This is a genomic window from Vibrio gazogenes (assembly GCF_002196515.1).
GTDB classification, from domain to species: domain Bacteria; phylum Pseudomonadota; class Gammaproteobacteria; order Enterobacterales; family Vibrionaceae; genus Vibrio; species Vibrio gazogenes_A.
Genome location: NZ_CP018835.1, coordinates 1,304,592 through 1,320,434, shown reverse-complemented (window position 1 = coordinate 1,320,434; position 15,843 = coordinate 1,304,592). Strand labels below are relative to the sequence as shown.

Genomic DNA, 15,843 nt, shown 5'->3' with positions numbered 1-15,843 from the left:
AGTTTGAGGCAGCCATGCAAACCGTCAATCAATGTCATGTGATGAGTAAGCCGAGTAGCTCAAAATGTAATTTGGATTGTAGCTATTGTTTTTATCTGGAGAAGGAAAAGTTATATCCGGATCAGAGTCAATGGCAAATGACCGAGGAGACGCTCGAGCTTTATGTTCGTCAATATATTCAAGCGCAAAGCGGGGCTGACGTTCAGTTTGTCTGGCAAGGTGGTGAACCGACATTAATGGGGATCGACTTTTTCAGAAAGGTCATTGCGTTTTGTGATAAATATGGCGAGGGGAAACATATCACGCATGCTTTCCAAACCAATGGTGTCCTACTCAATGATGAATGGTGTGAATTCTTCATCAAACATGATTTTCTGATTGGTTTATCCATTGATGGTCCTCAACATCTGCACGATAAATATCGCCTGAATCGAGCGCAAAGAGGCAGTTTTGATAAGGTTATCGCAGCCGTTGCGTTATTACAGAAACATCGCGTGGATTTTACGACTTTAACGGTTGTGAGTGATGCAAATGCTGACTATGCGTTAGACGTGTATCAATTCTTGAAACAAATCGGTTCTACCTATATGCAGTTTATCCCGTTGGTAGAACGTGAAATTGAAGAGAAAACGGCAGACGGGCTCAGTTTCGTTTCTCCTGATGTCACAGAAGCACGCGTGACCTCTTGGTCGGTGACTCCCCTTCAATACGGTCAATTTTTGACGTCTATTTTTGATGAGTGGGTCAAGAAAGATGTCGGTAAGATCTTTGTGCAAACCTTTGATAACGCTATTTCATCCTGGTGTGGAGAACCTGCCGGAATTTGTATCTTTGCCGAAACCTGCGGTCATGCGTTTGCACTAGAGTCTAATGGTGACTTATATAATTGTGACCACTTTGTGTACCCGGAACATAAACTAGGCAACATTCATGATGTCTCTATTTTTGAAATGAATAATAGTGAACAGGCGATTGAGTTTGGTCAAAGTAAGAAAAAGTCACTCACCCCAGACTGTCAGCATTGTGAATTTCTGTTTGCTTGTAATGGGGGGTGTCCAAAACACCGGTTTAATGTCTCCCCATCCGGTTTTCCTCAGCATAATTACTTTTGTGCGGGGTACAAACATTACTTCCGTCATATTGCTGAAACGATGGGACAAATTCGAGGTTTGATTTTTAACGGTCAACCCGTCAATGACATTATGATATTGAAAAATATCGACTTTAATCAGAGTCACTTACCCAAAAGCACAAAGACAGTATCAAGAAATAGTTTATGTCCATGTGGCAGTGGCAAAAAATATAAGAAGTGCTGCATGAATCGGTAACCGTTCGCTGTTGTCCGTTTGTGTCGTTGCCGAAAATGTAAACATGGTTAGGACACGGATGTTGCTTACCAATGAAAATAAGGCGAACAACTTTATCTATTCAATAGACCACTCAAGAAATTGTGGTTAAAACATGGCGATGATCACATTAATTGTAGCTTTATTTTCTGTTTATCGATATATATCACAGTCTGGTAGATTGTATTTGCTTAGATTAAAATAGTTGTTATTTTAAAAATATATGCATTGGCAATGTGGATTGTTACTGCGATTTTGCAGGCAAGACCTAAATCCAATCAGATCTAGTTGATAGTTATTATCCGGATTTGATTGGATTTAGGTTTTTTTTTGAATAAAACAAACATATCGCTCGTTATAATATGATGTTAAAAATGAGGAGAATATAAATAAAAACAGCATGCATCATCTTTAATAATCTCGTGGCTATTCGAGTACAACTGTTGAGTATTTATATCATTAGGGAGCTATGAGATAGTATTGAGTCACTGCTTAATTTTTATAAAGCGATGTAAAAGAGTACATCATCGTTTAAATACATTATATATAAGTATCATAAGATAAAATCATTGATGCTAGATGGACTATTTTATAAAAAGTATTTTGGGTATGCATTTTATTTTTTTGACAGTGTTCTGTTTGTACTCTATTTCATCCATTTCATTGTTTAAATATGTGAGTATATATCAATGGTTCTTAATAAGAATTGGTGTCAAATTGATATAACATGAAGGAAATAAGGTGCACAAAACATGAAGATAAAAAATATTGCAATTGGTGTCAGTGTTGCCGTCGCGAGTATGGCTGGGATGACTTCTTTGGCTGTGGCAAGTCAACATTCGGCAGAAAAACCCAACGTTATTATTTTATTTACTGACGATATGGGGTGGGCAGATATTGGCTTACAAGGTAGTAAAACACCAACCCCAAATTTAGATAAACTTGCCAAAACAGGTCAGCGCTGGACCAATTTTTATGTGAGTTCACCTATTTCTTCTCCCAGCCGTGGTGGTTTGTTAACTGGACGATTAGGGCCCAAAACAGGCCTGTATGGAACAACCGCGCCTGGTGTATTCATTGAAGGTGACCCGGATGGTTTCCCGAAAAAAGAAGTGACAATCGCAGACTCACTGAAGACCAATGGCTATGACACTGTGATGTACGGTAAATGGCATCTGGGTTCCAATGCCGATTCATTCCCGACTCGTCACGGATTCGATTGGTGGTATGGTATTCCTGCCAGTAATGACCGTTATTCAACGATCACACCAAATCAGTTAGAAATGAATGCGTTGATGAAAAATGATCCCAAAGCAGCACATGCTGCTTGGGTTAAGGGAATGCCTGCTTATATTCTGCCGAAGCAAGAATATTGGGATGTGCCCTTGTATATGTCTTATGAGGCCAAAGATACCATCAACGGTAAATACATTGATTATAAGGTTCCCGGTGGTATGAAACAGGCAACCTTTACCAAAAATATTACCAGTCGTGCCAAAGACTACATTGCCGAACATAAGCAGCAAAAAAATCCGTTTTTTATGTTCATGTCTTATCCCCAGACACATACACCATTGTTTGGTTCTCCTGAGTTTGTTGGGAAAGGTCATAACCGCTATGGTGACATCTTGCTGGAAATTGACTGGTCGGTCGGGCAAATTATGGATCAACTGGAAAAACAAGGGATTGCGGATAATACCATTGTGATGTTCACTTCAGATAACGGCCCTTGGTGGATGTGGAACAAATGGGGGCTGGCCGGTCAAAAAGGAAACTTGAGAGATGCGAAAGGTACCCAGTATGAAGGCGGAATGAGAGTGCCGTTTATCGTTAACTGGAAAGGTCATCTGAAAAATGAAGTCGTTGATGGCATCGGCAGTACGCTGGATATCCTGCCGACGATTATGTCTCTTACAGGCACCCATCATCCGGTCAAAGATCTCGATGGGTTTGATATCAGTAAAACATGGTTGAAAGGGGATAAGAGTGCCAGAACGACCATGCCTTATTATGTTCTGGGGCAGTTTACGGCATTTCGGATGGGAGACTATAAAGTTGTCTTCGGAGAGCGCAAAGGTAGAAAAGGGGTTGTGTGGCTGAATGAGCCGACATTGTACAATCTCAAAGAAGATCCGAATGAAACGATAAACCTTGCACAACGGTCACCGAAAATTCTGGCTGAGGTTTTGTCTGCGGCGAAGATATTTAAAGAGAATATGCCAAAACCTAAAGCACCATTATTTAATCCCAATAGTTAACTTTAATTATTATAAAAATAATGAGACTGTGCATCTCATTATTTTTCTATAACTATTATTGGAATGAATTTTTTGAAAGTTTTTTTGGGGAGTGTGATTTATTTATTCTTCATATTGATAGAAATATTTATTGAGTTTGGTCACATTAAGAGAATCAATTAGTTTTTATTTTATAATAATTATTTATTATTGGCGTTGGATTGCTACTGAATTTCAGGCAAAACCCGCCAGACCGTTATTTATAACGGTCTGGCGGGTTTTTTTATTAATAGGGGTTTGAAAGATATGAAAAATATTACAATTTTAGCAATAGCGATAGCATGTGGGTTAAGCCATAATGTTTATGCAAAGAGTGACACGACAAAGTGGGACTCTGATCTGGTCGAAAACTATAAGGAAGCGGGTTCAACAATCGAATCATTAACAAATCTGGATAATAATTCACGGTGGTTTTTTAATGGCTTCTTAAAAGGCGGCTATAACACATCAACGGATCACACTGATTATGAGAAAGCTTATTTTAGAGTGATGATGCGCATGAGGGGCTACACCGCCCTTACGGATCGGATCGGGTTTGTCGGTGATGTGCGGATGGAGGCTCAGGAAATCTGGATTGATAATGATAATAAAGTCACCAATCGTTTCGATAATTTTGATGATGATCAGAAGATTGACCAATTCCGGGTTGGTTTTGAAGATTCGGTCTGGGGCTTTCTGGGTTATGGTAAATACACCGCAACGATGTCATCGTTCTCCAATGATGTCGCTATTACGGGTTTGTATAACAACCAGTCAGAAAGAGGGAGAAAAAATGCAGGGAAAATTATTTACGACAGCCACTATGACAATAACCTGTATGTTTATGCTTCCTATGATATGGATTCTGACATCATGGGGATAGATTTCGGTTATCAGACGGCAGATATTTATTCGCGTGAAGCTGATTCCTTCGGTGCTTATCTGGCGGTTCATAATGGTCAGCCGGGTCTTTTTGTCGGTAGTAAAGGAATCTGGGGGAACCGCGGTGCGAAGACGAAAGATTCTTATCACTCCAATTCTGATACTAACTATGAGCGGACCGATAAGAATTTGCTGACTTATACATTCTATGGGTATAAGCAGTTTGCAATGGCACAACGTATGTCTTGGAACTTTTCTTATTCGAAAATGGATGATAATGAAAATGGCGATATCATCCGTAACCAAGGATATGCCACCAAAGGTCTAGGTGCCTCTGCAAATGTAACCTACAGGCTGCTCCCTAAAAACGGCAAAGGATTTTCTCCGGCGATCATTGTGAATCTGGATGAGCTTGATAAAGCTTTTGAATTCCAACTGAAGTATTATATCAATCGTAGAACCACTATCGCAATTTCTGAAGCCATGAGTGATAAAGGTGATGATCAGGTGTATATCGAGTCTCTGTTTAATTTTTAAGTTCTAGTGGCGTACTGAGATGATTGCCGCCGGAAATTGTTCATTCCGGTGGCTTTATTCATCATGGTTTATGAGCCAATGAAGGCGATAGCAATCACAGATAGAACGACTTGTAATTGCTATTGACACAATAGAAAAGTAGGCTGACTGCATTCGCACGGATTGTTACTGTTTCGGCAGGCAAGACCCAAGCAGAGGTAGAAATATCTCTGCTTGGGTTTTTTCGTTTCTGGGTGATGCAAATTGCCGACTTTCAGGAGAATAGGAAATGAAGACAAATGTCCTAGCTTTAACATTGTTAGCTGCCACTATCAGCAGTACGGTCAATGCGGCTGATTTTACACCACAGAAACAGTCTGAAAAACCGAATATCGTTCTGATTATGGCTGAAGATCTGAGCCCGAGGTGGGGGGCCTATGGGGACTCTGTCGCAAAAACCCCGAATATTGATGCATTGGCAAAAGAGAGCGTCCGTTTTCAACAGGTTTATGCGATGGCTCCCGTTTCCGCACCGAGTCGAGCTGGTGTGATTACCGGCAGATTTCCACAAACCTTAGGCTTACAGCATATGCGCACGACCAATTATCCCGGTGGTGGATATATTGGCGTGCCTGAATCACAAGTCAAAGGTTACCCCGAACTGCTCCGTGCCAACGGGTATTTCACTTACAATGATACCAAAACCGACTATCAGTTTTCGGGTGGGCCAATGAATATCGGGCCATTTACGTTGTGGGATCAACATGGTTCATCTAAAAATATGGATGATTTTATGGTTCCGACAGCGTGGCGGAATTACGATCTTCATGGCAAGCCATTCTTCTTACATCTCAATCCACAGATTACGCATGAGTCAGGGATTTTCCGCAAGGAAGATCTGTTGGATAAGAAATGGGAGCGGTTGGTTAATCGGTGGGATAAATTGCGGGCCCATTACAATATTCAGCTAACGGATCCGAAGGATATCAAACTTGAACCCTATTATCCCGACACGCCGAGAGTCAGACGTGATATTGCCCGACATTACGACAATGTTCAGGTGATGGATCAGATGGTCGGCAAGATCGTTCAGGGGTTGAAGAAAGACGGACTCTGGGACAACACCATTTTGATCGTGACGACGGATCACGGTGACGGTATTCCCCGACATAAACGCGATCTCTATGATTCGGGGCTGAAAGTACCATTTATGGTGCATGTACCGAAGCAATATCGCCCCTCATGGTGGAAACAAAATGGTCAAACAGAAAGTCGTCTGGTCTCTTTTGAAGATTTAGCCCCGACCCTTCTTGGGTTCTCCGGCAGCCAAGTTCCGGACTATATGACCGGGGTTGATTTATCGAAAGATAACGCAACTGTACGTGAATATATCTATGCCGGACGGGATCGTTTCGATAGCGTACCTCAATATGGGCGAAGTGTTCGGAACGCACGCTATAGTTATGTGTATAACGAGCATACGGAAATCCCCGGTGGATATGACAATAATTTCCGTAACAATCTGGGAATCATGCAATCGATGAAGGCGGAGAATGAAGCCGATCATCTGAACAAACAGCAAAAAATCTGGTTTGAGCCTCGCCCTCAGGAAGAGCTGTATGACAAGGTCAATGACCCATATGAGCTGAACAATCTGGCACAAGACCCTAAATATAAAGCGGTACTTGAAACCATGCGTCAGGCTTTGGTTGCGTGGGATGGCAGTGCCGTGGATATGTCACTGATGCCTGAGTCTGAAATGGTTAAACAGATTTTGGATAAAGACGGTAAACAGCGAGTGACAGAAGCACCGTTTGGTCATTACAACTCATTGTTTAAGACATTTTCGATAGTGAACCGGACTCAGAACGCATCTATCGGTTATCGATTTGATGACGGAGACTGGCTGTTGTACACCAAGGCACTCAAAGTCCCGCAAGGGGTGCATCAAATTGAATTTAAATCCGTAAGATATGGGTGGAAAGAAAGTGAAAACCAGAGCTACACATTTCAATAACGATAAATACTAATAAAAAACGAATCAGGGCTGTCGTTAGTGCGACGGCCCTGTTTCATCGAATACGAGAGGACAATGTGATGCAAAACCAGATTGAGAATTTTCAGCTCTTGTCGAAGCCGACCGGCTCCGTGTGTAACATTGATTGCGAATACTGTTTCTATCTGGAGAAGGAGAAACTCTATCCGAGCCGCAAGCAGAACTGGCAGATGGATGAAGAGACGCTGCAAAACTATGTAAAAACCAATATTCAATCCCAGTCTGCACCTGTCATCGACTTTATCTGGCAGGGTGGGGAACCGACGCTGGCAGGATTGGCGTTTTTTGAAAAAGCGGTTGCGTATCAACAGCGCTATGGGCAGGGAAAACAGATTAATAACTTTTTCCAGACGAATGGCCTGAATCTGACACAGAGCTGGGCGAAATTTTTTCACCGGCATCAATTTTTGATCGGCCTTTCTATTGATGGTAACGCCGAGCATCATAATCGCTACCGACGGTCTAAATCAGGCAAAGATACTTATGACAAAGTGATTGAAGCCATTGAGCTATTGAAAAAATATCAAGTCGAATTTAATACGCTGACGGTTGTCAGTGAGCATAATGTCCATGAGCCGTTGGCAGTCTACCGTGCTTTGAAAGCCGTTGGCAGTCATTACATGCAGTTTATTCCACTGGTCGAACGGATTGCCAGCCAGCCAGATTCGAATGGCCTGTTTCTGATTAAGCCTGACTTTTCAGAGCCGTGTCAGGTTGCCCCGTGGACGGTGCCTTCGGAAGCTTATGGGCGTTTTCTCAATACGATTTTTGACGAATGGGCGGAAAAGGACATTGGCCAGTATTTTGTAATGAACTTTGAACAGACCATGACTCAGCTCATTGGCGGAAAAGGGATTTGTGTTTTTTCTGAAGAATGTGGCGCAAATCTGGCACTAGAAGCGAACGGTGATGTGTATTCATGTGATCACTTCGTTTTTCCGGACAACAAACTGGGCAATATCCACCAGAATAACCTGCTGAAAATGGTCAACAGTGAACAGCAGATCCTGTTTTCTCAAAGTAAATCGAAGGATATCTCCGTTGATTGTCTTCAGTGTCCGGTGAAAGAAGTTTGCCATGGTGGGTGTCCGAAACATCGCTTTTCACTCTCCTCGAATGGTATTCCGAATAAAAATTATCTGTGTGATGGTTACAAAGTACATTTTAGCCATTGTATTCCACACATGCGGGCGATTATCCGCAAGGTACTTGAGTCATAACGTTGATGGTGGTGCAAGAGAATCAATTGGATGATTGACCACTGACAAAATGGTAGTAAAGGAGAATCAATGAAAAAACGAATATATACCGCAAGTCTCACCTTACTCGGGGTTTTGAGTCTGTCCGGCATTGCTGCAGCGCAAGACGAAACAGCGCCTGAACCGACATCACAGAAGCAAACTGCTGTCTCTCCGGTGTTGGAAACATCCAGAGCAATGCTACGTCAGATGATGGGGATTAATCCTGAAATAAAAGAGGCACCGATGAGCGCAGTTGCGCTGCCTATTTATCCCGGTTCGCTGATGGTTGTCCATAAGTATCATGGCATCAATTTTGACGATTTAGATCAAACACTGCCTTTTGCGACGTTTCTGACTGAGAGTTCGGTTGAACAGGTGCTCCAGTTTTACCGGGAAAAGCTGCCATCATATACAGCGATTCGATATGAGACGGCGATCGTGCTGGTACAGGAAAAGGTTGAACATGGTCATTACCCAATGGATTACCTGAATATACCGAATGTGAGTATTGATTCGGTGACATTGAGTAATGGTCAGACGGGAACCTTGATCGCGGTTATGTATCCTCGGTTAGCGAAGTAAATAAGGTATAAGGTTACCGATATCTGTGGTTTCAATCATTAGAGAGGAGGATTGCTGCGGCAGTCCTTTTTAGTGTTTTTGGGCTAAGGAGCGGCTGGGTGACTGTCTTGGTTTGAGTCGGTCAGCCCTTTGAACGAGAGCGACACAAGACAATCGGATGGCATAAATAGTAGCCCCTCCCCGGATATTCCGGAGAGGGGCGATTGGGGGTGAGTTACTCAGTTACTTCTCAGTTGCTTCTTGTTTCTGGTCCATCATATAGTGCGTCTTGATGTATTCTTTCGTACGCTTTAAAGAACCGGAAAGTGGTGCGAGTTTCTTGGCTTTGTCTACCATATCAGGTCGCAGACCAAAGTATTTGTCACTCGGATCATAATCACGCATCCATTGATCCGGGAAGTCTGCAGCTTTCTGACCAGTGGCTTTGTAACGGAACACTTGCCCTTGCGATTTTCTGGTATTGTATGGAATAACATTTTTGCCTTGGTGATTTTTTAGCTTCTGGAACAACTCGTGGCGTAAGGCTACTTTAGTGTTAATGAGTTTAGGGTCCAGAGAATCGATCAGGTTATGTTTCTCATGCGGATCGGCCTGAAGATCATAGAGTTCTTCGGTGTCCCATAAACCGTAATATTGGATATATTTATACTGCTCATTGCGGATCGCAAATGTTGTTGGTGTATAAGGGAATTTATATTCCCAGAAATATTCATAGACAAACGATTTGCTCCGAGGGGTTGCTGGTTTTTTTCCTGAGGCGAGTGGTAAGAAACTGGAACCATCATAATTACTCGGAACTTTTATGTGAGCGGCATCGAGAATGGTTGGTGCGATATCAATATTGGCAACGACATCTTCAACAACACGGCCTTTATCAAAACCGGGACCTGCGGCAATCAGAGGTACACGGATCGATTCTTCATAGGCATTGCGTTTGTCGATCAGGCCATGCTCTCCGAACATGAATCCATTATCTCCCATTACCATGATCACAGTGTTTTTATCCAGATTATGGTCTTTCAGATACTGCTGAACTCGGCCGACACTATCATCAACGGACATCAGGGTTTCGTAATAATTTCGTTTAAACTGATCCATATCCAGATTGCTATTATACGGATAATCTACGCCATGCCAGCTATTGCGTTGGTCTTTGACCCAGCGCGGTTTGCCTTTATAGTTTTCTTCAGTATTGGCATAAGTATCTGGTTTTTTGAATGTTTTTCCGGCTAATTTTCCATAGTGACGCGGTGCGGGCAGGAAGTCGGCATGAACCCCTTTGTGACCAAGATAAAGCATGAAAGGCTTACTCTTATCACGATGATCAAGCCAGTCGATTGCGTAATCGGTTAACTCATCCGTAATGTAACCTTTCTGTTTAACTTCTTTGCCGTCAACATTGAGCATCGAAGGTCTACCGAGCATATCAACCGGATAGTAGTTCCCTTGAGAATTACTGCCAATAAAGCTGATCCAGCGATCAAAACCGGCAAATCCCGGTTTGCCTTCTTTTTCTACGCCACCAAAGTGCCACTTACCGAAGAAACCGGTTTGGTAACCGACTTTCTTGAGTTCTTCAGGGAAATAGTGAAGTTTGTAAACATCCGGATTTTTATTGTTGTCCACCATACCGTGATTGTGAGCGTACATCCCGGTCAGAACACTTGCCCGGCTCGGGCCACTTAAAGATGTAGTCACAAAGGCATTTTTAAAATATACGCCATTCTTAGCCAGTTTATCCATATTGGGCGTAACCGCCTCATCATTGATAAAACCCATCGCATCGTAGCGCTGGTCATCGACGATGATGTAGACAATATTGGGGCGTTTTGCTGATGATGAATCCGAGGGTTGTGTAGCAGCAGTTGCATAATTACCGATGGCCTGAGAACAGGCCAAAGCAATTAGTGTCGGAGCAATATTTTTCATATTTTTCATAGTGATACCTTCTTTACATGATTCTTGTAGTGCAAGGTGTATTGCATTGAAGAAAATAGAGCGACAATCGTTTGTACAACATAATAGAAATAGAATTCTGATGGATTAAGGCAAAAAAAAAACCTGAACCTGAATCTCCTCGTAGATGAAGAAATTCAGGTTCAGGTTTTGCCTACCTACAGAATGTAGTTACAATCCTTGACTCACGAAAATTACGCGTCTGTATTAAAAATATCAATTGTTAATCATATTAATTGTGATGTAAGTCCTATATCTCAATTATCTCGACGTTTTTTGTATTGTAATCATTCTCGATATTTGGAGATGACATATTGAATCGATGAACTCGGTATCACCATTATTATTTTTCCCGTGTAGGCTCATCCCGCTGCGTATACTGATTTATTGATGTCAATTCTCATTTTTTTACATAAAATTTAAATAAAGTGTGATGTGAATCTTGGTTTTGTGCTTCCTGCTGGTGTTTAGGATCACTTTTTATGGGATGGTTATTGACCTTGTGATCATTTGTGATAAAACTCAGACACAATTTAGTTGCTTTGCCTATTATCATTAGGGTTAAGTAACCACACATCGGATTGTTACTGTTCAATCAGGCAAAACCCAAACAAAGTTCCTTTTTTGGAATGTATTTGTTTGGGTTTTTTTATTTGTTTTTAATAGCTTGATTGTATTTGATTATCGATTGTGTGTTGGTTTTTGAGCCAACTGACACCTATGTAAACAGCTTAATGACATTGGAATAAGAGCAATGAATGCGAATTTCTTTCATATAGTTAAATTCAATTTGAAATCAAAAATAATCTTCACATCGACTTTTTTTATTATTACCACGACATTGATCTTAACTTATCTAAGCTATGGGACTTTTGAACGAAATCGTAATCAAGCTGTGTTGGATCAAAGTGAAAGTCTGTTGGAAACGCATTCAAAGCTTATATCCAATTGGTTTAAATATCATCAGAATAATTTGGCGATCGTCCGTGATTCAATCAGCCAACCCGATCAACAAGTTGATGCAATATTTAAGCATCACTTTAAACAACTGGGATTCGATAGTCTGTATTTAATTGATGCTAACGGAGATGTGAAATATAGCCAAGGGGGAGCGTCGATTTCCGGTGATACGAAGTGGGTCAAACGAGCACTGAATACCAGATCCGACTTGATTTCTTTACCTTATTCAGATGGACATTCGAATACTTTTTCGATGTCGCTCTCCACTCCGCTCTATATCAATGGCCAGTTTTCAGGTGTGGTAGCCGGGGTATTTTCTTTAGAACGTTTTATGAAAGAAGCTTTTCAAATCAAAGTTCCAACCGGAAGTGATGCGATGGTCGTCAACCGGGATGGTTTTATTATTTTCCATCCTAAATATAAACTGGTGATGAGGAACCTATCTAGTTTTAATTCAACGTCAACAGGTGAAAAATTATTTGTAAAAGCAGAGCAGCATAGTTTTCGGAAATCGGTGACTAAAAAAGGTCGGGTTTTTACTCTGATTCCTTTTATTGTTCCTGATATGGACTGGGTGCTGGTTTTTACTGTTGAGGATTCATTGATCTATCAGCCTGTGAATGAATATTTCATGAAGCAGTTATTTATTGCGGGGGGATTATTCTATTTGGTATTCTCGGGTTAAGTTTACTTGTGTTCGGCATTTTCAAAAAGTTTGACCGAGTGAATGAGGCGCTCATGGATATTGCTTCCGGAGATGCCGATTTATCCAAGCGAATTCCCATCGATAATCAGGATGAAGTCGGTGAATTTGCTGCCAACTTCAACGCGTTCATTGATCGGATTCATTCACTGGTCAAGCATATTAATCAAGTTACACGAGAGTTGACTGAAGAATCACATCACATTTCGGATGCTTCGGAGCATCAGGGAAATGAGATTGCCGGTCAGGAAGAAAATATTACTTTAATTGCGACAGCCGTTTCTGAATTATCCAGTTCAGCCTTAGAGGTTTACAGAAATGCCGAGTTGACATCGGGGTCGTGCCACCAATGTGTAGAAATGTGTAACGACGGTGTCGGATTAATGTCTAAGAGTGAAACATCGATTCAACAGTTATCTACGGAACTGGAAAAATCAATTCATGATATTCGCTTGCTTGAACAAGATAGTCAGCAAATTGAATCGATTCTTGTCACGATTCGCGATATTGCTGAACAGACGAATTTATTGGCATTGAACGCAGCCATTGAAGCGGCCAGAGCCGGTGAACAGGGCCGTGGTTTTGCTGTGGTTGCAGATGAAGTCAGAGTGCTATCCCAACGGACACATGTATCTACCGAGGAAATTAAAGATAAAATTGAGAAGCTTCATCGTTCAACCAATCGAGTCGCGAGTATGATGCAAAACAGCTACGATTTGACCGGACGGTGTGTTGATGATGTTGTTTCGACAAGCCAGTGTCTTGACCAGATTAATACGTCGGTTGGAGAAATGAGTCAGATGACAATACAGATTACTTCAGCGGCACATGAGCAGTCTCATGTGACTGGGGATGTCAGTCAAAAGCTAGAATCGATTAAGACTGTTTCAAGCCAATTGAAACAGGAATCAACTCAGGGGATAGCTCAAGCGGATAAGCTAGAGAAGCTATCAAAGCAACTGTTCCATGAGATTGCACAATATAAAGTATAACGGGGCAAGCAAGCAGGCTTCTGCGCGATAAACACATCGCTCAATGGCTAAGAAATTAAATCTTTAACTGATCCGTATCACAATCGCTATTGTTCTTCATTGTTTGATTGAATAAGAGAAGGTAAAACGTATTCATATTGGATTGTTACCGTGAAAGCGGGCAAAACCTGAAAGAGTTGGTTCATTGACATGTGAACGTACTCTTTCAGGTTTTTTTTTGCTCCTCGGTATGTGAATTGATAAATAATGTGAGGCTTATTTATGGCTTATGAAAAACTTGCTGCCGAGATCGTTGAGTCGGTCGGCGGCGCTGCAAATATTGATAGTCTGGTCCATTGTGCGACTCGATTGAGATTTAAACTGGTTGATATGTCGGCAGCGAATCGCGAGTTGCTGCAAGAGAACTCAGCGGTGATCGCCGTGGTAGAAAGTGGCGGCCAGTTTCAGGTTGTGATCGGCAACCATGTTGGTGATGTGTTCAGTGCCATCCAGTCTTTCCTGAAGCATGGCGGGGTTCAGGCAGTCGATGGGGCAGCAACGTCTGACGCCGCCGAGAAAGAAAAACAGAGTATACTGAGTTCGTTTATTGATATTGTCTCCGGTATCTTTACGCCGTTACTGGGCATCATGGCGGCATCGGGGATCCTCAAAGGTTTGCTGGCATTAGGCGTTGCAACACAGGTTCTGACAACGAGTAGTGGTACTTATCAGATCTTCAATGCAGCCAGTGATGCACTATTCTTCTTTTTCCCGATAGCCCTTGGATACACCTCCGGGGTGAAATTCGGTGGTAATCCATTTGTGACGATGGCGATTGGTGGCGCGTTAGTCCATCCGTCAATGCTCGCTGCTTTTCACGCGCAACAATTACCCGATGCCGCAGGCATCGAATTCCTCGGTATTCCGGTAACATTCATGAATTATGCGTCTTCAGTGATGCCGATTATTTTTGCCGCGTTTGTGAGTTGTAAACTCGAAAAACTCTTGAAACATCGCATCCCCAGTGCTGTCACAAATCTGATTACCCCCATGCTATGTATCATGATTACCACGCCTTTGACTTTCTTGCTGATCGGTCCGGCGGCAACTTGGGTCAGCCATTTACTGGCCAGCGGATTTGAGGTGATTTACAGCGCCAGCCCAATGATTGCCGGAGTCGTGATTGGTGCTTTCTGGCAGGTATTCGTAATTTTTGGTCTGCATTGGGGCTTCGTACCGATCATGGTCAACAACCTCAGTGTGCTGGGGGCTGATACCATCGGGCCACTTTGTCTGGCCGCGGTATTGGCACAAGCCGGTGCAGCATTGGGTGTCTTCCTCAGATCACGGGATACGAAAACCCGGGCACTGGCCAGTTCTGCGTTTACCACCGGTTTGTTCGGTATTACAGAACCTGCGATTTATGGGGTGACTTTACCGCGTAAACGGCCATTCATCTTTGGATGCGTCGGTGGTGCGATCGGGGGTGGGATTATTGGCTTGTATCAGACCAAAGTGTTCTCATTTTCATTGCCCAGTATCCTGACATTTCCGCAATATATTCCGCCAACAGGTGTGGATGCATCCGTTTGGGCTGCAATTGCGGGTTCGGTTGTCGGGATTGTTCTTTCAGCCGGGCTGACTTTCTTTTTCGGTGAACCGCGTGGTGAGAAACCTGCCAATCCGGTACCGGTATCAGCGGCAAAATAGCGGGTGAGAAGAATCAGAGCAGATAATTCTTTGTTCCTGATTTAATTTGAGGGGCGGAGTACTTGAAGATCAAGGGAATGGCTCACGAGACAGCTTCTTATTCGGGCAGAAAAGAGCTGGATTGTCTCGTGAGCCAAATAGATTGTATATGACTCAGCTTGTTACGGTGGTAAATTTGCTCTTTCCCATCCGGAACTGGCTATTTTCAGACCGATTGAGTATTCAGCTTGGCTGAGCATTTCCAGCGAAGTCTGAATTGGCTTTAATGATATGGGTAATACTCATTTGATGATGGTTGCGAACTTGAATGAGTGGCCGAGCCCGCGTTTGAGTTTGACTTGTCCATGTCAATCGCTGTCTTTGCTTAGGATAGCTAAGCGGCATGCCCCGAGCCGCGATCAATACCCGTTCAGATTGAACAAAATTCAACCACGACAGATCAACAGCCCCTAAGTATACACTGATAAAATCTCATATATACCCAAGTAACCTCAAGATGAAGCACTCCCGGAGGGCGAGTTCACTGAACTCAGAGACTGTGTTAGAGATTCTCGCCATAGAATGGCTATGACTCAAATCTCTGCCTTGCCTCTGAGCCCAGTGATTCTCGCTGAAACTGCATCTTGAGGTCATTTGGGTATAAA

10 protein-coding genes are annotated in these 15,843 nt (G+C 42.6%); 9 read left to right on the top strand and 1 reads right to left on the bottom strand.

Annotated elements, in window-relative coordinates; translation table 11 throughout:
* The first annotated feature begins 14 nt into the window (after window positions 1-14).
* The 6 genes from BSQ33_RS06050 to BSQ33_RS06025 all read left to right on the top strand — a co-directional run bounded on the left by BSQ33_RS06050 (window position 15) and on the right by BSQ33_RS06025 (window position 8,899).
* A complete protein-coding gene (locus tag BSQ33_RS06050) occupies window positions 15-1,328 on the top strand; it encodes an anaerobic sulfatase maturase (protein WP_088133650.1) in 1,314 nt (437 codons plus the stop codon).
* 770 nt (window positions 1,329-2,098) lie between these two features.
* Window positions 2,099-3,604, top strand: a complete 1,506-nt coding sequence (locus tag BSQ33_RS06045; protein ID WP_088133649.1) for a sulfatase-like hydrolase/transferase — start codon at window positions 2,099-2,101, stop codon at window positions 3,602-3,604.
* A gap of 285 nt (window positions 3,605-3,889) precedes the next feature.
* Window positions 3,890-5,041, top strand: a complete 1,152-nt coding sequence (locus tag BSQ33_RS06040) for a hypothetical protein (RefSeq protein WP_088133648.1) — start codon at window positions 3,890-3,892, stop codon at window positions 5,039-5,041.
* A gap of 268 nt (window positions 5,042-5,309) precedes the next feature.
* Window positions 5,310-7,037, top strand: coding sequence for a sulfatase (locus tag BSQ33_RS06035; protein ID WP_088133647.1), 1,728 nt, complete (start codon window positions 5,310-5,312; stop codon window positions 7,035-7,037).
* 80 nt (window positions 7,038-7,117) lie between these two features.
* A complete protein-coding gene (locus BSQ33_RS06030; protein ID WP_088133646.1) occupies window positions 7,118-8,296 on the top strand; it encodes an anaerobic sulfatase maturase in 1,179 nt (392 codons plus the stop codon).
* Between the two features lie 69 nt (window positions 8,297-8,365).
* Window positions 8,366-8,899, top strand: a complete 534-nt coding sequence (locus BSQ33_RS06025) for a hypothetical protein (protein WP_088133645.1) — start codon at window positions 8,366-8,368, stop codon at window positions 8,897-8,899.
* A gap of 222 nt (window positions 8,900-9,121) precedes the next feature.
* On the opposite strand, the gene BSQ33_RS06020 is transcribed toward BSQ33_RS06025, so the two are convergent.
* Window positions 9,122-10,837 carry a sulfatase gene (locus tag BSQ33_RS06020; RefSeq protein ID WP_088133644.1) on the bottom strand — a complete coding sequence of 572 codons (1,716 nt, stop codon included), beginning with the start codon at window positions 10,835-10,837 and terminating at the stop codon, window positions 9,122-9,124.
* Between the two features lie 772 nt (window positions 10,838-11,609).
* Between BSQ33_RS06020 and BSQ33_RS06015 the strand changes: the two genes are divergently transcribed.
* The 3 genes from BSQ33_RS06015 to BSQ33_RS06005 all read left to right on the top strand — a co-directional run bounded on the left by BSQ33_RS06015 (window position 11,610) and on the right by BSQ33_RS06005 (window position 15,199).
* On the top strand, window positions 11,610-12,500 hold the full coding sequence (locus tag BSQ33_RS06015; protein WP_088133643.1) for a cache domain-containing protein: 891 nt from the start codon (window positions 11,610-11,612) through the stop codon (window positions 12,498-12,500).
* A gap of 53 nt (window positions 12,501-12,553) precedes the next feature.
* Entirely contained in the window at window positions 12,554-13,510 is a 957-nt protein-coding gene (locus tag BSQ33_RS06010; RefSeq protein ID WP_157721358.1) for a methyl-accepting chemotaxis protein, read from the top strand.
* Between the two features lie 261 nt (window positions 13,511-13,771).
* Entirely contained in the window at window positions 13,772-15,199 is a 1,428-nt protein-coding gene (locus BSQ33_RS06005) for a PTS transporter subunit EIIC (protein ID WP_088133641.1), read from the top strand.
* Window positions 15,200-15,843: the final 644 nt, after the last annotated feature.

Bases quoted from the DNA above. Each gene is read 5' to 3' on its own strand.
- BSQ33_RS06050 (WP_088133650.1), top strand. From the start codon at position 15: ATGCAAACCGTCAATCAATGTCATGTGATGAGTAAGCCGAGTAGCTCA.
- BSQ33_RS06045 (WP_088133649.1), top strand. From the start codon at position 2,099: ATGAAGATAAAAAATATTGCAATTGGTGTCAGTGTTGCCGTCGCGAGT.
- BSQ33_RS06040 (WP_088133648.1), top strand. From the start codon at position 3,890: ATGAAAAATATTACAATTTTAGCAATAGCGATAGCATGTGGGTTAAGC.
- BSQ33_RS06035 (WP_088133647.1), top strand. From the start codon at position 5,310: ATGAAGACAAATGTCCTAGCTTTAACATTGTTAGCTGCCACTATCAGC.
- BSQ33_RS06030 (WP_088133646.1), top strand. From the start codon at position 7,118: ATGCAAAACCAGATTGAGAATTTTCAGCTCTTGTCGAAGCCGACCGGC.
- BSQ33_RS06025 (WP_088133645.1), top strand. From the start codon at position 8,366: ATGAAAAAACGAATATATACCGCAAGTCTCACCTTACTCGGGGTTTTG.
- BSQ33_RS06020 (WP_088133644.1), bottom strand. From the start codon at position 10,837: ATGAAAAATATGAAAAATATTGCTCCGACACTAATTGCTTTGGCCTGT.
- BSQ33_RS06015 (WP_088133643.1), top strand. From the start codon at position 11,610: ATGAATGCGAATTTCTTTCATATAGTTAAATTCAATTTGAAATCAAAA.
- BSQ33_RS06010 (WP_157721358.1), top strand. From the start codon at position 12,554: ATGGATATTGCTTCCGGAGATGCCGATTTATCCAAGCGAATTCCCATC.
- BSQ33_RS06005 (WP_088133641.1), top strand. From the start codon at position 13,772: ATGGCTTATGAAAAACTTGCTGCCGAGATCGTTGAGTCGGTCGGCGGC.